Below are 18,509 nucleotides of genomic sequence, written 5' to 3' on the forward strand. Positions count from 1 at the left end.
GACATAACAAAACAAAAACTGACGCTTCGCCTGCGCGATCGCCGCAAGCGCGTCCCAATGAAACGAGTGAGTGAAAATGGATTACAACACGCTTTCTCCTCTCGCCATGTTCCTCAACGCCGGTCCTGTCGGAAAGGCCGTCATGGCGCTGCTGCTGCTCGCGTCGATCTGGACGTGGGTGCTCATCGTCGAAGGCGTGGTGGCCGTCACCCGCATCACCAAGTCGGCCCGCTCCGCCCGTGCGGGCGGAGACGTCGGCGTTCTCGCGCCCGTCGCAGAAGCCGGCCGCGAAGGTTTTGCCCTCGACCTTCCCGACGAAACGATCGGCGACAAGCGCGCCCGCATCGCCGACCATATGAGCCGCGCCGCGCGCGAGTTCCTCACCAAGGCGGAAGGCGGCCTGCCGAATCTCGCCGTCATCTCGTCGGTCGCGCCCTTCGTCGGCCTGTTCGGCACGGTATGGGGCATCATGACGAGCTTCGCCAGCATCGCTCAGTCGCAGGACACGAGCCTCGCGGTCGTCGCGCCCGGCATCGCCGAGGCGCTTGCGGCCACGGCCTACGGACTTGCCGCCGCCATCCCCGCGTCGGTCGGCTACAACCGCATCGGCGCCGCCTTCGCGCGCGTCGGCCAGCAGGTCGCGCATTACATCGAAGACGAGTCGCTCCTGATGTGCAGCGGCCATCAGTCGCGTCCGCGTCGCGATCGGGAGGCTGCATAATGGGCATGCCCTCACGCCAGCGCCAGAGCGCAACCGAAGGCCTTTATCAGCCACTCGCCGATATCAATGTGACGCCGCTCGTCGACGTCATGCTGGTGCTGCTGATCATTTTCATGATCACGGCGCCATTGCTCGCCAAGGGCGTCAAGGTGAACTTGCCGCAGGCGAGCGCCGCGATGCCGATCAACCAAAAAGACCCGATCGTCGTGACCGTGGGCAAGGACGGCAAGATCGCGCTTGGCGCGGACGAGCTCTCAGCGGAGGCGCTCATCGACGGCATCAAGGTGATGATGGGCGACGACCATGCCCGCGTCGTGCACATTCGCGGCGACACGGAGGCAGTCTATGGCGAGGTCGTCGCGGTGATGGATAAGCTTGCGACCAACGGCATCACCCATATCGCGATCATGACCAACTCGCGCAGCAAGACCGGCGCAGGCATGAAAGCCGCGCCCGGCCGCGCCGCGCCTGCCGCGGGCGCTCCGCCCGCGCAAGCCCCGGCGGCGCCCGCGGGAGCGCTGAAATGACCGACCTCGCGCTAAGTCCGCAAGGCATGGCGCGAGAGGGCGACCACCACCCGCCTTCGGGTCCGGAGCCGGTCAAGCCCTCCTGGCTGCGCTCGGTGACGACCGTCCTCGTCATCGCGGCGCATGTCATGGTCTTCGGCATTCTTGCCTATTCGGCGAAGCCAACGGCCATATCGCTCGACTCCGTCAGCATGGACCTCGTGCCGGAAGGCGACTTCTTCGAGCAGGAGGAAGTCGCCGAGGCCGACGACACGCCGCCGCCCGAAGCGGTCGAGGAGCCTGACATCGCGCTTCCGCCGCCAGTGGTGATGGCGCCCGACGCCGTGCCCTTGCCGGCCAAGAAGGAAGACGTCGACAAGGTCAAGAAGAAGGTCGAGGAGCAGCAGGTCCAGCGCGCGCAGCAACGTCAGGAGGCGCAGGCGCGTCGGCGCTACGGCGCGCCCGAGGGACAGGCCGGGAATTCGGGCGCATCGCAAGCGACGTGTCTTGCCCATATCGGCGCGGCGCTTCGCCGCCATACGCCAGGCAGCACCAGCCTTGGTCCCGGCAGCGCCAGCGTGACGTTCCACGTCAATCCGGGCGGCGGACTGTCGGGCATCTCGGCGTCGGGATCGACGCCGGGGCATGCGGCGCTGGCGCGGCGGATCGTGTCATCGGCCCGTGGCCCCAGCATGTGCGGCTCAGCCTTCATCAGCCAGCCGTTCGTCTTCCATTGACGCTACAGGCGGCGGACGCTCGCGCCCGCCGCCTGAGATCGTTCCGGCTATTGGGGGTCTGATGAAGCTCGCGCGATTGCTTACCATCGCCGCGGCGCTCGCCGCTTGCGGCGCGCACGCAGAGGACGCCAAGCCCGCGGCCTTGGCTCCCGCGCCAGCGCGAACCGCAACGCCAACGCAGAGCGCTACGCCGGCGCGCGCCGCAGCGCCAAAGCCCGCGGCTACGCAAGGAGCGGCCGCGCCTTCCGCTGCTCCGGCGATGTCAGAGAGCAAGTTCCTCGGCGTGCTCTACACGGCGATCGCCAAGCAAACCCCTTCGGAAAGTCCTGCCGGCGACGGCGAGGTGACGGCCAGCTTTCACGTCAACGCGCATGGCAAGATCGACAAGGTGACGATCGACAAAACGACAAGTCCAGCACTTTCAGAAACGGTGAAGAAGATCCTGTCGAGCGTCGAAGCGCCGCCGCCCCCGGGCGGATCGATGGACGTGGGACAAACGTTCAAGTTCCGCGGGACGCCGAAATGAGTCGGTCGCGCCGTTCAAAACTTTCGGTCCGTGGCTGAATTGAATCCATGCGCGTGAGGCCCGCGCATGTTTATCGAAGGAGAAGAAAATGCGGCACATTTCTCGACTGACATTGAGTCTTTCTGCATTGGCGTTCGCCTGCGCGCTTGGCGCGAGCGGACCGGCGCGCGCGCTCGACGAGGCGCAAAAGCCCAAGGCCGAAGACACTGCCGAACCGAAACGCGAAGACAGCAAGGATACGAAATCCGAGGAGAAGACCGAAAAGCGCGAGGAGAAGACCGACGCCGGGCGCGAACAGAAACCCAAGGCCGTGCGGGACGAGAAGGCCGCCGATAAAAAGAAACATGCCGACAACAGCGCCTATCTGCGTAAGCTGGGTCAACTCATCCGGGCGCGCTCGCCGGGCACGACGAGTCTCGGCGAAGGAAGCGCCGTCGTTCGCTTTCGTGTTGGCGCCTCAGGCGCGACTGACAGCGTCACACTCGTTTCCGCTTCGACGCCCCGCCACGGGCAATTGGCGCGCTCCATCGTCTCGGGCCTGCGGGCGCCGCCGCCACCCGGCGGCTCCTACGACGGCGTGCAAAGTTTCAGATTTCACTAGCGAAGTAGCGCGCGCATGAAAGGCGCGCGACATCGCTCCGCGGCTGAGCCAAAAATTGGAGAGAAGGGTGAAACGCAAAGGAAGAAAAATGCGTCGCCTTCTCCCCCTATCGTGGGCTCTTGCCTCGCTCGTCGCTGGAATAGGAACGACGCCAGCACGCGCAGCATCGGATCGCGAGGCTGCGCGCGCCGCTTACGCAGCCCGCGTTTCGGAAATTTTGCGCGCACGCACCTATCTCGACAGGTCGGCGCAAGGTTTCCGAATGGACCCCCGACGCCCTGCTCGGGGCTTTGTGCGCATTCGGTTCGAGATTGATCCGTCGGGCAGTGTGCAAAAGTTTAGAGTCTTGGAGGCGAGCAGCGACTTGCACGCCAGGAAGGCGGAAGAGATCGTTTCCGGCTTACGCGCGCCGCCGCCACCCGGTGGCGGCTTTGTAGCCGAACAAGCGTTCAACTTCAGATGACGGCGCCGCTACACAGATGAGATCGGGAGGAACAATGAAGCGTTTAGCTCTTGCCCTACTGGCGTTCGCGGCCTCGGGCGCCGCAAGCGCGCAACAAGGCGCGCCGTCCGCAGACTCTCCTAAGGACGCGGCGCCGCCGGCTCAATCAGCGCCGCCGGCCGCGATGAGTCACCACGCCGCCGCTTGCGCCGAGGCGAAGGTGGATTGCGCGGCGACCGCCGTTCCCGCCTTTGCGAAGGACGGACGACTGTGGGTCGCCTTCTCCGTCGGCAAGAGCCTTTACGCGGCCGCCTCTTCGGATAATGGCGCGACGTTCTCCGCGCCGACCGCCATCGCCACGGTCGGCGACGGCGTGATCGACGCGCATGGCGACGCGCGTCCGAAAATCGTCGCTCTCAAAGACGGGACGCTGCTCGCGAGTTATACGACACGGCCCGACAAGCAGATGATCGGCACGATCTTCACCGCCCGCTCGACGGACGGCGGCAAGACCTTTTCAACGCCGCAGGCGCTTCTAGCCGAAGGCGGCCAGCGCTTCGACAGCATCGTCGTCAACCGCAAAGGCCGCATCTACGCCGGCTGGCTCGACAAGACGCATGCGCTCAAAGCCAAGGCCGAAGGCAAGGAGTTCCTCGGCAGCGGCGTCGCTTTCGCCTATTCGGACGACGGCGGCAAGACTTTCAAAGGCAAGTCGATCCTGATTGATCACGCCTGCGAATGCTGCCGCATGTCAGGCGCGCTCGACAAGGATGGAACGCCGGTCTTCGCCTGGCGACAGGTGCTGGACGGCAATGTTCGCGACCATATGGTCGCGAAGCTTTCCGCGGACGCCGCGCAAGCGACGGCGACGCGCGTTTCCGACGATGACTGGGCGATCAATAGCTGCCCGCATCACGGACCATCGATCGCGATCGACGCCGCCGGCGATTGGCATGTGGTCTGGTTCACCAAGGGCAAGAAGCGCCAGGGACTCTATTACGCGCGCAGCCTCGACGCGGGCAAAAGCTTCTCGGAGCCGGAGAAATTCGGCGACGACGCGCGCGCCGCCGGACATCCGACGCTGGTCGCGGCCAAGGGCCGCCTGTATCGCGTCTGGAAGGAATTCGACGGAACGACGACGACGATCGCCATGCAAATGTCGCGCGACAACGGCAAGAGCTGGAGCGCGCCGCGCGTCATGGCGCAAACGCTGGACGCCTCCGACCATCCGGAACTCATCGCCCATAATGGCGCGGCGTATCTATCCTGGTTAACGCATAAGGAAGGCTATCGCCTTATGCCGCTGCCGCGAGACGAAAAAAGCGCAGCGGCGCCGCAGTGACGCCAAATCGGATGGGCGCTGCTTTGTCATTCGCGACGCGCGCTCTGCGCGTGACCGGGACTCCTGAAACGACCAACGGCGCGAGCTTCATCACTCTCGATTCCCGGTCGGGCCTGCGGCCTGCCGGGAATGACAAGAACCAAAAAAATCGTCCAATGGGTCTTCGCCGAATGCGCCTCATGTCACTCGCCCTCGCCTTCGCCCTCCTTGCAGGAGGAGGCGCCTTCGCCATGGACTTCAAGCCATACGGCCGAGGCGCGTTCGGGCAATTGACCAAGGCTCACGCCGGCAGGCCGCTCGTCGTGCATTTCTGGTCGGTGACCTGTCCGCCCTGCCTCGTGGAATTGCCGCAATGGGCGAAGATCGCCGCCGAGAAAAAGGGATTCGACATCGTCTTCGTCAACACCGACGGCGACGATGATCGCCCCCGCGCGGAGGCGCGCATCGAGAAGGTCGGGCTTTCGCGCGCGGATCACTACGGCTTCGCGGACGATTTTGTCGAAAAGCTTTATTTCGAAGCGGACAGCGCCTGGCGCGGAGAATTGCCCTTTACGGCGCTCGTCGCCCCGGATGGCGGCGTCGTGACGGTGACGGGCGCGGTCGACGATCCGCTCATCGTCGAATGGCTGGAAAAGCGCGTAGCCAAGTGAAGCGGTCGCTTACCAGCGGCCTCGCGCGTAAAGCACGCCGAGCACGATCAGAAGCGCCAGCAATTGCAGGCCGACGCGCCAACGCATCAGCTTCTGCGAGCGGGCGGGCGCGCCCTCGCCGCCGCGGAACATATTGATGAAGCCGGCGACGACGACAAGAATCACCGCCGCGACGGCGACGACGACCAATAGATTTGAAGAACTTGGCATGAGCGGCGCTTCTCCCTACCCGCTGCGCTGTAGAGAAGCGCGCGCCCGCCGGCAAGGCGTTTATCGCCGCAGCAGGCGCTGCAGATAATCGAGCTCTTCCTGCGGGCGCTCAGGCTGACCGAGCCTGCGGCGCAGCTCTTCCTGCACGCGATGGGCGCGCTGCGCCTGCGGCAGGCCGAGCGGATCATATTTCCCATAGGCGTCGGGACGATTGCCGTCGCCCGACGCGCGCCCAAGCGGATCGCGGCCCTTGCCGCGGCGCCCGCGCCTGCCCGGGCTCCCGCCCTCTTCTTCAGCGTTTTGGTCGCCATCGCCGCGCATTTGCTGCGCCAGCCGGTCGGCGCCTTTACGCAACGCCTGCACCGCGCGCCCTTGCGCGTCGACCGCCCTGGCGCCTCCTTGTCCGGCCTTGCCGAGCGCGTCCTCCGCCTCCTTCATCGCGCGGCGCGCGTCGTCGAGCTCTTCGGCGGCTTCGACGCCGCCCTCGCGCAGCGCGTCCTGCTGCCGTTCGAGCCGCTCGCGAAGCGCCTGCTGGCGCTGGCGTTCGTCGCTGAGTTCCTCGTTCTGCGGCTGGCCCTTCTGACGATGGCCGCGCGCGCCGCGCGATTCCATATCGCTCGGCGCGTTCATCCCCTGGAACGTGTCGTCGCGCAATTGCTGCTCTTCGCGCGACAACTGATCGAGTTCGTTGAGCGCGCGCGCCATTTCGCGTCCGCGCCCGCGACGCTGGCCCGCGCCCTGCGCCGTCTGCACATTTTCGAGAATGTCCTGGAGTTCCTCCAGAAGCCTTTGCGCTTGCGCCATGTCGCCCGCCTTCATGGCTCTGTTCATTTCGTCCAGCATCTGCTGCAACTCGTCGGGGGTGACGGTGTCGGCGCCGCCTTCCGCCTCTTGGAGCGGCGCTCCCGGGGGCGGCAATCGGCTGCCGAGCTGCTGGAGGAATTTATCGAGCGCGGCGCGAAGCTCCTCGGCGCGATTGGCGATGTCCTGCTCGCTGTCGCCGCGCGCAATGGCATCCTTCAATTCGCGCTCCGCCGCGCGCAGTTCGCGCTCGGCTTGGGAGGTGTCGCCCTCTTCCAGGCCAAGCGCCATCGCCCACAGCATGTCACAGACGCCGCGCAATTCGTCGTCGCTGCGCGGACCCTCGAGACCGCGGCGCGCCTCGCGGAGGCCGAGATGGACGGCGGCAGGCGTATCGAAGGCTTCGGGCGCGATCGACAGCGCCTCGAGCGCCGTGCGGACGCTGGAGCGCGAATTCGGATCGAGCGCGAGGATGCGCCTCTGTTCGGCGAGCGCGCGGGCGAGCGGCTTGACGAAGCGGCGCTGCGGCAGAGTCACTTCAACCGATTCAGAAGCGCCTTCATTGTCCGCGGCGTCCTTGGCGACGAGGCGCATCGCGAGCTTCGCGCCGCCGAACGGACTGTCGGCGAGATCGATTGTCGCCTTGGCCTCGCCCTGACCGCCGCCGCCAGGCGGCAAAGCGAGTGCAAGACGCGGCGGCTCGTAGAGCGCGCGTCGCGCGCTGGGCGGGCCGCTAAAGACCGCTTCGGCGCCGACGACGCCGTAATCATCCGTGGCGCGGAACGCGAGCGTCATCGAGCCCCGAACATTGTTGCGCGGCTTTTCCGTCAGCGCGATGCTCGGCGGCTTGTCTGGGATCGCCGCGAGATCGAAGCGCCGACCGTCGGAAAGCGACACGCGCGCCGCGCTGGAGAGTTTGAAGGCCTGCTCTTTCGACGCGCCCTTTTGCGCGTCCTCGACGGCGGCCTGCGCGGCGACCAGCCCGCCGGAGACGGATACGCCAGAGTCTGGGGGGCGGATGCGCAGCGTCGAATTGACCGGCGCCTCGATGGGCGCGTCGCTCTCCTTAGCGAGCACGATCGGCGGACGGCCGGTGTAGGCCGGCGGTTCGAGCCAGGCGTCGACGCGCGCGCTGGTCCCGAAGCTCGCGGAAGCCCGCCAGTCGAACGCGGCGGCGATCCGCGCGCGCTTTTCATCGCCCGCCGCGAATCCGGCGGCAACCGCCGCGACGAGCGCCAGCGCGCGCAGCGCATAGGGGTCGCGCTGTGGGACGCGCGGATGCGGCGCCTCTACGGGCGTCTGCGCCAGCGCCATCTCCAGGCGCTGGCGATGCAACGCCCAGAGCGCCTCGACGCCCGCGTCGGCGTTCGGACTGGCGAGCCGATCCTCGAGTGAAGAGGCAGGACGCAAGGCGGCGTCGGCGCTGCGGTCCAGCCGTTCGAGCGCGGCGGCGCGATGCGGCCAGCCGCGCGCCGACTCTCGAGCGACGACATAGAGCGCGGCGAAGCCGAAGAGCGCCACGCCGCCGATGCGCGCCTCGAGCGGCGCGGCCTGCCAAAGTCCCAGCCAGGAGAGCGCCAGGAAGACAAGGGCAATCGTGGCGACCGCCAAGCCGGCCCGCCAGATGCGCTCGGCGACGAGCGCCAGCGCCGACTGGCGCAGCATCCCCTCAAGACGCGGCGAGGTCTTTTTCCCCGAGGGCGCATTCTGGTGCTGAAGCTCGTCCATATACTCTCCGAGAGACGCGCCGATGACAATGGCGGTTTCGATCCGGGCAGACAATCTTGGCCGTAGGAAAATGGTCAAATTCAGCGCATTGGCGCATCAAGGCCGGCGCGCGCTATCATTGCCGAATGATCCGCAAACCCAAGGGTGACGTCATCGGCGACGTCATTTCTCCCCCGATCAGCGATCTCGCGCTTCTTCCCGCGCCCGTCGCCAAAATCCGCGACAAGATTCTCGCCGCGACCGAGACCGGGGAGGTCGAGGCGCTCCGCATTCCGATCGACTGGAACGAGACGCGCCCGCTGTTCGCCATGAGCGGCGCCTTCAAGGCCGGAACCGATCCCATCGAGATTTTGAAGACGCTTTCCTTCGATCGCAAGGGGCAAGAAACGATTTCGCTCATTCGCGCGATTTTTGCGCAGCCGTTTGTCAAGATCGTCCGCGGACCGACGACGCTCTATGAATGGCCGGCCTTCGCGCGCCATCCGCAGCAGCCCGCCAATGAGGACGAGGCGCGCGCAAGGTGGCGCTGCGTGCGTTTCGCCGATCTTATACGCTCAAATGCCGAAGGAAAGCCGCGCGCGATGCGCATCGGCATCGGGTCGGACGGCGTTTGGCACTACTTCTGGAGCGAAGACTAGAAGTTCGCCGAGGCGTTGCAAGACGACGCGGCGGCAATCGCCGCGCCGAAATTTGGAGAGCCGTTCGGCGGGTAGAACCCGACCGCCGGCTGCAAGCATCAAGTTAGATTTCGCGCTCCTGCTCATGCGGCGCGGCATGCGCGCGGCCTTCATCTTCGGCGCGTTTCAACTCTTCCGCTTCGTCGCCTTCGATCGCCTGCTCGGCGTCCTTCGCCGCTTTGTCGACTTTGCCACTTTCGACGAATTTCCTCGTCGCCTCATTATACTGTTTGGCGGCGGTGCGGCTGCCTTCGCCTTCGTTCGTCGGCTGCACGTCCTTCTGCGCGGTCATCGCGTTCTCCTCGCTTTCAACAGCAATGGCTTCGCGCTAGCTGGCGCGCTGTTCGTTGCGTTTGCGTGTTTCGGCGGCCTTCTTGGCGGACGCCGAGCGTTCCGAAGCGGGACGCGACGCGGAAGCTTCGCCGCCGATCTTGCCGCCCTTGTGCGCCGCCGGATTGCCCGTCTTGGCGCCACGGCCGGACCCAGATTTCTTGCCGCCGCCGTCGTCCTTGTTGACGGTCGCCCAGGCGCGGCGCTCGGCTTCTTTCTCGGACACGCCGCGCTTCTCGTAGCCTTCCTCGATGTGCTCGGCCTTGCGTTTCTGCTTGTCGGTATAGGCCGCCTTGTCTCCCTGCGGCATGGCTCATCTCCTCTTGCGCGCAATCGGGAATGAGCGACTAACCGCGCGCGAGGTCGCAATGTTCCGCGCCTTCGCGCAAACTTTGCAAAAGGAGATTAGAGAGCGTTCCAGAAGCGCATGGGCGCGCCGCTGGAAGGCGTTACGAGTTCGCCGTCCCACATGACCTTGGCGCCGCGCACGAACGTCCCGACCGGCCAGCCGACGACTTCTTTGCCATCATAGGGCGTCCAGCCGACGCGCGAGGCGATCCAGGAATTGCGGATCGTCTCGCGGCGCTTCATGTCGACGATTGTGAGATCGGCGTCGTAGCCGACGGCCACACGCCCCTTGCCGGCGATGCCGAAAAGCCGCGCCGGACCGGCGCTGCTCAGGTCGACGAAACGCTGCAAAGTCAATCGGCCGGCATTGACGTGATCGAGCAGCAGCGGAACGAGCGTCTGCACGCCCGTCATCCCCGAGGGGCTGTTGGGATAAGGCTTGGCCTTCTCTTCGAGCGTATGCGGCGCATGATCGGAGCCGAGCACGTCGACGACGCCCTGCGTGACGCCGCGCCAGAGGGCTTCGCGATGGCGCGCCTCGCGCACCGGCGGGTTCATCTGCGCGAGCGTGCCGAGCCGCGCATAGTCGCTCGCGTCCATCGTCAAATGATGCGGAGTCACTTCGACGCTGGCGATGTCCTTATGCTCGGCGAGCAGCGCGATCTCTTCTTCCGTCGTGACATGCAGCACATGCACGAGCGCGCCCTTCTCGCGCGCGATGTGCATGAGCCGACGCGTCGCGCGCACCGCCGTCTCAACGTCGCGCCAGACCGGATGCGACGACGGATCGCCGGAGATGCGCAACGACTTGCGCAGGTTCAACCGATCTTCGTCTTCGCTGTGAAAGGCGGCGCGCCGGCGCGTATGCGACAGCACGTCCGCGACGCCGGCGTCGTCGGCGATGAGCAGCGAGCCGGTCGAGGAGCCCATGAACACTTTGATCCCGGCCGCGCCGGGAAGCCGCTCCAACTCGCTCAGATGCGCGGCGTTCTCATGCGTGCCGCCGACCCAGAAGGCGAAATCGCAATGCATGCGCCCGGTGGCGCGCGCCACCTTGTCGGCGAGCTCCGCTTCGCCTGTCGTCAGCGGATTGGTGTTGGGCATGTCGAAAACGCCGACGACGCCGCCCAGAACCGCGCCGCGCGATCCCGATTCAAGGTCTTCCTTATGCGGGGCGCCGGGCTCGCGGAAATGCACCTGCGTGTCGATGACGCCGGGCAGAATATGCAGGCCGCGACAGTCGATCGTCTCACCGGCCGAGGCGCGAGACAGATCGCCGATCTCGGCGATCTTGCCGTCGCGAAGACCGACGTCGCGCGCGCCCTCCCCGTCCTGATTGACGAGCGCGCCGCCGGAGAGGATGACGTCGAAGACCTGCGGCATGAGTGGCGCCTCGCTTGCGATGTCGTCGCGGGGTGGAGTTTTGTTGCTAATGCGCCAAAGGCGCGCGAGACTCAAGCAGCTGGCGGCGGAGGCGGAAGAGAGACATGACGACGGCGATTCTGCTCGATGACCGCGCAATCATCGAGGTTGCGGGCGAAGACGCAGGCAAGTTCCTGCATAATCTGGTGACCAACGACGTCGCCTCGCTCAAGCCGGACGAGGCGCGCTACGCCGCGCTGCTGACGCCCCAGGGCAAGATTTTATTTGATTTTCTGGTCTTTACCGCGGGCGAAGGAGGCTATCTGCTTGACTGTCCGCTCGCTCTCGCCGCCGATCTCGAAAAACGTCTGAACATTTACAAGCTGCGTTCGAAAGTGACGGTGACGAACCGCAGCGGCGAATTTGACGCGATCGCCTTTCCCGACCAGACCGAAGCGCCGAAGGTCGAGGCTGTCGCCATCGCCGCCGATCCGCGCGGCCCGCTTGGATTCCGCGCCATCGCGGCAAAAGGCAAGATACCCACGGAGGAAGGGCGGAGCGCCTACGAGGCCCGGCGCATCCATGCCGGCGTGCCGCTCGGCGGCGTCGATTTCGACTATGGCGCAACCTTTCCTCACGAAGCCAACATGGATCTCCTCGCGGGGATCGATTTCAAGAAGGGCTGCTATGTCGGGCAGGAAGTGGTGTCGCGGATGAAGCACCGCGGCCTGGTGCGCAAGCGGGTCACGAAATATCGCGCGCAAGGCGGCGCGCCCGCGCCGGGCGAAACGATCCGCGCCGGCGACGTTGAAATCGGCGTCACCGGCTCGCGCCTTCATGAAGAGGGTCTCGCCTTGATCCGTCTCGACCGTCTCGGCGACGCCCTGGCGGCAGGCGCGACGCCGATGGCGGCAGGCGCGGATTTGTCTTTTGAGACTCCGGACAAGCCGCCGACGTAGGGATGCGACGGCCGCCGCAGCAAACGAGCGCAGGGCGCGCCGTCACGCCTGCCGGAACTTGGTCTTCTTGGAGTCTCTCTTACCGAAGGAATGCACGTACCAGCCCGCGCCCAAAGCGAGCGCGACGGCGGTGGCGAGGGCGACCGCGGCCCAATCGCGCATGAACTCCTCGCCGACCGAGAAGGGGAAACGGGCGTTGTATTCCTTGCGGCCGTCCGGGCTCCGCGCCCGCACCAGAGCGACGTAATCTCCCTGTTTCTTGAAGTCGTGTTCGAGCTGGATCACCCCTGTCCGGAACTGGGCGGGAGGGAGATAGGCCTCGTTCGGCGCGGCGTCATCGTCCCCTTTCGGGTCCGCTTCGACGATGCGGATTTCCACCATCATGTCCCGCAATTCGTCCTGCATCGTGTCGATCACGATCGTCGTCGGACCCGTTTCGGGAATGTCCTGGCAGAACTGGCTTCTCGATTGCGTCGGCTGATAGAAGCTGAAGGTGATGACGTTAGGGCCCATCTGGGCCGAGCATTCCCGAACTTTCTGGAACGCCTTGGCGGAATCCCTGCGCACCGCTTGCGCGTCCGCGCGGGCGATCAAGCCTATCGCCGCGAGGAGAATGAAGAGGAGCCTAATTCTGAACATGTCTCCGCGCGGCTTCGACAGCGTGTTTCGAAAATCTAGAATGCCGCATTTTTGGGCCTGCCGTCCATCGCCTCCCGCCGCCGAAGGCGACGAGAGGCGACGAAATGAGTTCGATCCTGGGAGTCGGCGAGTCCAAGCCGGATGTGTGTCGCAGCTGGTCGCAGACCCGGTGCGGAATCAATGAGCGTGCTGCGTGACCAGATTTTGGATCGAAACGGCTGCTAAGTCGGCGAAGCTGCGCGGAATGGTTGTCGATTGCTGCAACCACCGGAAGGAGCCAAGTCTGAAGGGTCTTGCTCTCCGCCCGCCGACCTTCATCAACCCGCTCGCGGCCGTTCGGCGCCGCCTATCGGGCCAGGGAATCGAGCGCGACGTCCATAGCGCGGACGAGCGCCATATTGCCGAAGAGAATCACCGCAATCGCGAGCGCGACGTAAATCACGTCGGTCACCGCAAGATGTCCAGCCGTATGCTCGGCGACGTCCCCTTCAGTCGGCTGCACGTCCATCTCATCTTCCTTCCAGCGTAAAAATATATCGTACTGGTCGCTTTTCGCAGAAAACCCGCCTGCTTGATGTGCGGAAACACACAAGCGATGCTCAACGCTTCAGCAGCCGATTGGTTGCCTTAATAAACCCACAAAGATTGAAGTTTTGTGACATTCGACCTCAAACTTCATGGCCAACTTCATGGCCAAGCGGTTCCCGCCGCGACATGCTGCGGCGCGGCCCGGCTTTCGTTTCGGCGGAAAAGCTCTATAAGTTCAGGGCTCGAACCGGCTGCAGGCTCATGCTTAGAATGGCCGGGCAAGGGTGGACAGCGCCACAGAGCGAAAGAAGGGAAGGGCCACACGTGAGCGGAAGCCTGAACATCAGCGGCCGCACGACCGAAAGCGTCAACGCTCTCGCGGGCGCGCTGGTCGACCGTCTCGTCGCCGGCGCGGCGAAATATCGGATCGCCGTCGAGCGCGGCAGTCTCGGCGAATTGCTGATCGACGCCGGCGCCAAGGTCCCGGGCGGCATCGAGGCCGGCCTGCTGCTGACCGAGATCTGCATGGGCGGACTTGGGAGCGTCACCCTTTCCCACGCGCCGGCCGCGCCCAAATGGCCGTTTTGGCTGACCGTGACCAGCGCCGATCCCGTCGTCGCCTGCCTCGCCAGCCAATACGCCGGCTGGAGCCTGAGCCACGAGAAATTCTTCGCTCTCGGGTCGGGGCCGGGCCGCGCCCAGGCGCGGGCCGAAAAGCTCTTCGATGAACTGTCGTATCGCGATCTCGCCGACCGCGTCACCATCGTCCTCGAAAGCGGCTCTCCCCCGCCCAAGGAAGTCGTCGAGAAGGTCGCCGCGCGCTCAGGCGTGACGCCAGACAAGGTCGCCTTCATTTATGCGCCGACGCAGTCGCTCGCCGGCGGCGTCCAGGTGGTCGGCCGGGTGCTCGAAGTCGCGTTGCACAAGGCGCATGAGCTGCATTTTCCGCTCGACGACATTATCGACGGCGTCGCGACGGCGCCGCTCTCGCCGCCCCACCCCGACTTTGTGCAGGCGATGGGCCGCACCAATGACGCCATCATTTACGCCGGGCGCGCACATCTTTTCGTGAAGGGCTCGGCGGCCGCCGCCAAGGAGCTGGCCGAGAAGCTGCCGAGCGACACCTCGCGCGACTATGGCCGGCCGTTCGCCGAAATCTTCAAGGCGTATAAGGGCGACTTCTATAAGATCGACGGCAGCCTGTTTTCGCCGGCCGAAGCGCTGGTGACGGCGGTCGAGACCGGCGAAACCTTCCGCGCCGGCGAGATCAATCTGGCGCTGCTGGATAAATCGTTTGGCGGGTGATCGCCGGGGCGTTGTTTGACTGCGTTCGACCTGCTCGATAGATCCGATCCCACCGCTCCTTTGAGCGAGGACAGAGGGCCGCCGCCGCGCGTGGCGGTCTTCACCGACAAGCTCGACTGGCATGTGATCCGCACGCTCCGCGCCTTGCGCAAGCAGGGCGCAACGGCCGTCGCCGTTAGGCTCTCCGCCTGCAAGATCGAGACGGGCCGCGCCCAGGGCCTCGTCATCCCTGGATTTCACGATCTCCCTGATCTCGCCATCGTTCGCGCCATCGGCGACGGGTCGCTTGAAGCGATCACCATGCGGCTTGGCGTCCTGCACGCCCTGGAGGCGCTTGGCGTCCCTGTCGTCAACAGCGCGCGCGCGATCGAACGCTGCACCGATAAATCCATGGCGAGCTTTCTTCTGGCGCAGGCCGGACTGCCGGCGCCTCAGACCTTCGCGGCTCAGACTCTCGCGCAGGCGCGCGCCATTGCGCGGCGCGAATGCGCCAAGGGCCCGCTCGTGATGAAGCCGCTCTTCGGGGCGCAGGGCTGGGGTCTGCGATTGATCGAGCACGAAGGCGATTTACCGTCGCTTCAGGACGCGCGCGGCGTGTTCTATCTCCAGCACTTCGTCGGCCCGGCGCGGCCGCCATTCGAAGATATGCGCATTCTCGTCTCGGGCGGCGAAACCATCGCCGCGATGCGCCGGCGCTCGAGCCATTGGATCACCAATGTGCGGCAGGGCGCGAAGCCGCTCGCCGTCGAACCGTCGGCGCGGGAGGCGGAGATCGCGCTCGCCGCCGCAGAGGCGCTCGGCGTCGACTTCGCGGGCGTCGACATCATCAATGACGACCGCGGCGCGCCGCTTATTCTTGAGGTCAACAGCATGGCGGGCTGGAGCGGACTGCAGCGGGTGACGCCCTTCTCGATCGCCGACAGAGTCACCGCCGACGCGCTTGCGCAAATGACGCGCGCGCGACTTCGCGGCTGACGTGGCGAATTTCGCAGCCGACCCGCAAGAAATCGCGACCGCCTTCGTCGCCGCCTGCGAGGCGGAGCTGCAAGCGCCCAAGCCCGGCAATGTTCATGTTTTCGCCGACGGCCATGGCATGACCACGGCGGATTTCCTCGCCAGCGCCGAGGCCGCCGCCCCCTTCATCGGCGCGGAGCGATCGAGCGTCGGCGCCCGCATCGCCGGCGCGATCGAAGCGACGTGGGCGCGCGTCGGGCAAAACACCAATCTCGGCATCGTCCTGCTCTGCGCGCCGCTGGCGCAAGCCGCGACGACCGCGCAAAGCGCCGATCTGCGTCGGGAGACCGGGCGCGTCCTGCAGGCCCTCGACATAAACGACGCCGACGCCGCGTTTCGCGCCATCGCCCATGCGCGCCCGGCGGGGCTTGGAGATGCGCCGCAGCACGACGTCCATGCGCCGGCGCAAACGACTCTCCTCGAAGCGATGCGCGCCGCCGCCGACCGCGACCGCATCGCCTGGCAATACGCCAATGGCTTCGCCGATATTTTCGATCTTGGCCTTACGACCCTCGGGGAGGCGCGCGCGCGAAGCGCCGATGCGGCGCTCGCGACGCTCGCCGTCTATGCGGCCTTTCTCGCCGCTTTTCCAGATAGCCATATCGCGCGCAAGCATGGGCTCGCCGCCGCCGAGGCGGTCCGCGGCGAGGCGACGCGTTTTGAAAAGAGTCTCAAGAACGCCAAAAGCCGCGAGGCGGCGTTCGATCTGGCCTTGGACTTCGATCGCGCGCTGAAACAGCGTGGGTTGAATCCCGGCACAAGCGCCGATCTGACCGTCGCGGTTCTTTTCGCCGATTATCTGGCGGCCATCTTGGCAAGGCCGCGCAAAAATGGTTGAGTCCGCCGCGCGCGGGATGGACTCGCGGCTATCTGACCACCGGTCGGATCGGGCTTTTTCGCTCGGCGCCGAAGAGGGGATAGAGTCGCTCGGGGCCGAATGGCGCGCGCGATCATGAGGAATTCTGGGAGGAACACATGGCTTTGATCAACAAAATGCTGGTCGGCGAGTCGCTGGTCGGCGACGGCAATGAAGTGGCGCATATCGACCTGATCATGGGTCCGCGCGGTTCGGCGGCCGAGCTCGCCTTCGCCAACGCGCTCGTCAACAACAAGGACGGCTTCACGACGCTGCTCGCCGTCGTCGCGCCGAACCTGCTGTGCAAGCCCAACACGATCCTCTTCAACAAGGTGACGATCAAGGGCGCCAAGCAGGCCGTTCAGATGTTCGGCCCGGCGCAGCATGGCGTCGCCAAGGCCGTTGCGGATTCGGTCGCCGAGGGCGTGATCCCGATGGATGAGGCCGACGACATCTTCATTGCGGTCGGCGTGTTCATTCACTGGGACGCTTCGGACGACAAGAAGATCCAGGACTATAATTATACCGCCACGAAGGAAGCGATCGCGCGCGCCGTCAAGGGCGAGCCGAAGGCTTCGGAAGTCGTCGCCAAGCGCAACGAAGCCAAGCACCCCTTCGCGCCGAACTGAACCGCGTAGGAACATGCGCAGCGGGGAGCCGAACGCTCCCCGCCGCCGCGCTCGCAGCCGACCGACGCCGCCGCTCAAGCGGCCAAGCATCGACGCTGCAAAACAATGACGCCGGCAGAGTTCTAAAGTCTGGCGCGCGGGGGCGGCCGCCAGCAGAAATTTCGTCTTCCCCGAGGGAGGGCGCAACCAGCAATAGGGGCATTCCGCGCGCGCAAAGTCAGACGCCGCAGGGACGCGAACGCACCGGAAGGGATGGGATCATGGCTTCGTTCTTTGAGAAAATACTGGGCGCGCTCTTTCCGAAGCCGTCGTCCGGCTTCACGTCGAGCAGCGCCAAGACCAGCGTCGGCGAATCGCTCGTCGGCGATGGCAATGAGGTCGCGCATATCGACCTGATCATGGGTCCGCGCGGCTCCGCCGCCGAGAAGGCCTTCGCCAACGGCCTCGTCAACAACAAGGACGGCTTTACGACGCTGCTCGCGGTCGTCGCGCCGAACCTGTTGGTGAAGCCCTATACGATGATGTTCAACAAGGTGACCATCAAGAACGCCAAGCAGGCCGTTCAGATGTTCGGCCCGGCGCAGTATGGCGTCGCCAAGGCGGTCGCCGACAGCGTCGCCGAGGGCGTCATTCCGATGAGCCAGGCGGACGACCTCTTCATCTGCGTCGGCGTGTTCATCCACTGGGAAGCCAACGACGATCAGAAGATTCAGGACTTCAATTACTCCGCGACGAAGGAAGCCATCGCCCGCGCGATGAAAGGCGATCCGAGCGCGCGCAGCGTGTTGTCGGCCCGCGTCACCGCGAAACATCCTTTCGCCGCCAACTGAGTTTTGGCGGTTCGCTTTTCAAGGGAGCCTCAGGGCTCCCTTTTTTTGTGCGCCGATGTGAATCGATCGAGGTCGGCGCTGGTCAGAGCGCCGTCATGCAACGCCGTGGCGACAAGCGCCCCTATGGCGCCGATCGCCTCAAGCCGTTCAAGATCGTCCGCGTCGCGAACGCCGCCGGCCGCAAAGACCCGCCGGTCGCCCGCGCGCGCGACGATCTGCGAGACGCGCGCGAAGTCGGGACCCGCGCTGACGCCGACGCGCGTGAGCGTCATGACGATGACCTGGCTCGGCCACAGCTTCGGACATTCGTGCAGCGCATCGGGACCCAAAAAAACGTCGTCGCGAAAATCGAGCGAGAGAATGACATCGGGCGCGTCTTTCACGGCGCGCAGGGCTTCGCTGTCGCGCAAGGATTCGCTGCCGATCACACAATCGACGCGCGCTGCGCCGCGCCAGTCGCAGGACGCGGCGCCGGCGTCGACCATAAAGCGAAGCGATGGAAATCGCTCTGTCAGCGCGCCGATCTCGCGGCGGTTGTCGCCGCTTCCCTGGATCGCGTCGAGATCGGCGATATAGATTCTCTCGAATGGATGAAGCGTCAGAAAGCCGGCGACGACATCGGCCGGCGCGCTCGTCGCCGCAAGCGGCGAAGCGATCGGCCTATAGCTGTCGCGGTCGCCGGCGCGGGCGCGCATGACCGCGCCGCTGCGAATATCGATGACGGGGATGATCTGCATGGGGCATTATAGCGCGTCGCGATCCTGCGAC

22 protein-coding genes are annotated in these 18,509 nt (G+C 65.5%); 14 read left to right on the top strand and 8 right to left on the bottom strand.

The genetic code is table 11. The features are described from left to right. The first annotated feature begins 76 nt into the window (after positions 1 to 76). The 7 genes from IYW40_RS03930 (at position 77) to IYW40_RS03965 (ending at position 5,525) form a co-directional block, all read left to right on the top strand. Positions 77 to 721: a MotA/TolQ/ExbB proton channel family protein gene (locus tag IYW40_RS03930; protein WP_196399462.1), complete on the top strand. Its 645-nt coding sequence runs from the start codon at positions 77 to 79 to the stop codon at positions 719 to 721. Continuing rightward, positions 721 to 1,248, top strand: a complete 528-nt coding sequence (locus IYW40_RS03935; RefSeq protein ID WP_196399463.1) for a biopolymer transporter ExbD — start codon at positions 721 to 723, stop codon at positions 1,246 to 1,248. The genes IYW40_RS03930 and IYW40_RS03935 overlap by 1 nt, the downstream gene beginning before the upstream one ends. Continuing rightward, the gene (locus tag IYW40_RS03940) at positions 1,245 to 1,964 is read left to right on the top strand and encodes an energy transducer TonB (protein ID WP_175094757.1); all 720 of its coding nucleotides are present in this window, start codon (positions 1,245 to 1,247) and stop codon (positions 1,962 to 1,964) included. Before IYW40_RS03935 ends, IYW40_RS03940 begins: the two co-directional genes overlap by 4 nt. A gap of 259 nt (positions 1,965 to 2,223) precedes the next feature. Then, a complete protein-coding gene (locus tag IYW40_RS21630; RefSeq protein WP_246720625.1) occupies positions 2,224 to 2,490 on the top strand; it encodes an energy transducer TonB in 267 nt (88 codons plus the stop codon). 88 nt (positions 2,491 to 2,578) lie between these two features. Beyond that, the gene (locus tag IYW40_RS03950) at positions 2,579 to 3,091 is read left to right on the top strand and encodes a hypothetical protein (protein WP_196399465.1); all 513 of its coding nucleotides are present in this window, start codon (positions 2,579 to 2,581) and stop codon (positions 3,089 to 3,091) included. A 497-nt stretch (positions 3,092 to 3,588) separates the two neighbouring features. After that, complete coding sequence (locus IYW40_RS03960; RefSeq protein WP_196399467.1) at positions 3,589 to 4,875, top strand: sialidase family protein; 1,287 nt, start codon at positions 3,589 to 3,591, stop codon at positions 4,873 to 4,875. A 230-nt stretch (positions 4,876 to 5,105) separates the two neighbouring features. Next, positions 5,106 to 5,525 carry a TlpA disulfide reductase family protein gene (locus tag IYW40_RS03965; RefSeq protein ID WP_246720626.1) on the top strand — a complete coding sequence of 140 codons (420 nt, stop codon included), beginning with the start codon at positions 5,106 to 5,108 and terminating at the stop codon, positions 5,523 to 5,525. A 9-nt stretch (positions 5,526 to 5,534) separates the two neighbouring features. On the opposite strand, the gene IYW40_RS03970 is transcribed toward IYW40_RS03965, so the two are convergent. Both IYW40_RS03970 and IYW40_RS03975 read right to left on the bottom strand, forming a co-directional pair. Beyond that, positions 5,535 to 5,735, bottom strand: coding sequence for a twin transmembrane helix small protein (locus IYW40_RS03970; protein WP_123176941.1), 201 nt, complete (start codon positions 5,733 to 5,735; stop codon positions 5,535 to 5,537). 60 nt (positions 5,736 to 5,795) lie between these two features. Continuing rightward, positions 5,796 to 8,264, bottom strand: coding sequence for a TIGR02302 family protein (locus IYW40_RS03975; protein WP_196399468.1), 2,469 nt, complete (start codon positions 8,262 to 8,264; stop codon positions 5,796 to 5,798). A 56-nt stretch (positions 8,265 to 8,320) separates the two neighbouring features. Between IYW40_RS03975 and IYW40_RS03980 the strand changes: the two genes are divergently transcribed. After that, positions 8,321 to 8,902, top strand: coding sequence for a hypothetical protein (locus IYW40_RS03980; RefSeq protein ID WP_246720627.1), 582 nt, complete (start codon positions 8,321 to 8,323; stop codon positions 8,900 to 8,902). A gap of 103 nt (positions 8,903 to 9,005) precedes the next feature. Here IYW40_RS03980 and IYW40_RS03985 read toward each other — a convergent pair whose 3' ends face one another. From IYW40_RS03985 to IYW40_RS03995, 3 genes are all read right to left on the bottom strand, one after another. Beyond that, positions 9,006 to 9,233, bottom strand: a complete 228-nt coding sequence (locus IYW40_RS03985) for a hypothetical protein (RefSeq protein ID WP_014890831.1) — start codon at positions 9,231 to 9,233, stop codon at positions 9,006 to 9,008. Positions 9,234 to 9,269: 36 nt separating this feature from the next. Then, the gene (locus IYW40_RS03990; protein WP_196399469.1) at positions 9,270 to 9,581 is read right to left on the bottom strand and encodes a plasmid stabilization protein; all 312 of its coding nucleotides are present in this window, start codon (positions 9,579 to 9,581) and stop codon (positions 9,270 to 9,272) included. A 95-nt stretch (positions 9,582 to 9,676) separates the two neighbouring features. Beyond that, positions 9,677 to 11,002, bottom strand: coding sequence for a dihydroorotase (locus IYW40_RS03995; RefSeq protein ID WP_196399470.1), 1,326 nt, complete (start codon positions 11,000 to 11,002; stop codon positions 9,677 to 9,679). 104 nt (positions 11,003 to 11,106) lie between these two features. Between IYW40_RS03995 and IYW40_RS04000 the strand changes: the two genes are divergently transcribed. After that, positions 11,107 to 11,940, top strand: a complete 834-nt coding sequence (locus tag IYW40_RS04000; protein WP_196399471.1) for a folate-binding protein YgfZ — start codon at positions 11,107 to 11,109, stop codon at positions 11,938 to 11,940. Positions 11,941 to 11,982: 42 nt separating this feature from the next. On the opposite strand, the gene IYW40_RS04005 is transcribed toward IYW40_RS04000, so the two are convergent. Both IYW40_RS04005 and IYW40_RS04010 read right to left on the bottom strand, forming a co-directional pair. Next, positions 11,983 to 12,579, bottom strand: a complete 597-nt coding sequence (locus IYW40_RS04005; protein WP_196399472.1) for a hypothetical protein — start codon at positions 12,577 to 12,579, stop codon at positions 11,983 to 11,985. A 346-nt stretch (positions 12,580 to 12,925) separates the two neighbouring features. Further along, positions 12,926 to 13,087, bottom strand: a complete 162-nt coding sequence (locus IYW40_RS04010; RefSeq protein WP_196399473.1) for a hypothetical protein — start codon at positions 13,085 to 13,087, stop codon at positions 12,926 to 12,928. A 344-nt stretch (positions 13,088 to 13,431) separates the two neighbouring features. Between IYW40_RS04010 and mch the strand changes: the two genes are divergently transcribed. From mch to fae (IYW40_RS04035), 5 genes are all read left to right on the top strand, one after another. Continuing rightward, entirely contained in the window at positions 13,432 to 14,412 is a 981-nt protein-coding gene (gene mch / locus IYW40_RS04015) for a methenyltetrahydromethanopterin cyclohydrolase (RefSeq protein WP_196399474.1), read from the top strand. A gap of 15 nt (positions 14,413 to 14,427) precedes the next feature. After that, positions 14,428 to 15,387 (top strand): RimK family alpha-L-glutamate ligase, encoded by a 960-nt coding sequence (locus IYW40_RS04020; RefSeq protein ID WP_246720628.1) that lies wholly within the window; start codon positions 14,428 to 14,430, stop codon positions 15,385 to 15,387. Between the two features lies 1 nt (position 15,388). Continuing rightward, entirely contained in the window at positions 15,389 to 16,264 is an 876-nt protein-coding gene (locus IYW40_RS04025) for a triphosphoribosyl-dephospho-CoA synthase (RefSeq protein ID WP_196399475.1), read from the top strand. 137 nt (positions 16,265 to 16,401) lie between these two features. Further along, positions 16,402 to 16,911, top strand: a complete 510-nt coding sequence (gene fae, locus IYW40_RS04030) for a formaldehyde-activating enzyme (RefSeq protein WP_026223198.1) — start codon at positions 16,402 to 16,404, stop codon at positions 16,909 to 16,911. A gap of 260 nt (positions 16,912 to 17,171) precedes the next feature. Further along, entirely contained in the window at positions 17,172 to 17,741 is a 570-nt protein-coding gene (gene fae, locus IYW40_RS04035; RefSeq protein WP_175094739.1) for a formaldehyde-activating enzyme, read from the top strand. A 29-nt stretch (positions 17,742 to 17,770) separates the two neighbouring features. Here fae (IYW40_RS04035) and IYW40_RS04040 read toward each other — a convergent pair whose 3' ends face one another. Then, a complete protein-coding gene (locus IYW40_RS04040) occupies positions 17,771 to 18,478 on the bottom strand; it encodes a HisA/HisF-related TIM barrel protein (protein ID WP_196399476.1) in 708 nt (235 codons plus the stop codon). Positions 18,479 to 18,509 lie beyond the last annotated feature (31 nt).

The sequence above is a fragment of the Methylocystis sp. H4A genome (assembly GCF_015709545.1).
GTDB lineage: Bacteria > Pseudomonadota > Alphaproteobacteria > Rhizobiales > Beijerinckiaceae > Methylocystis > Methylocystis silviterrae.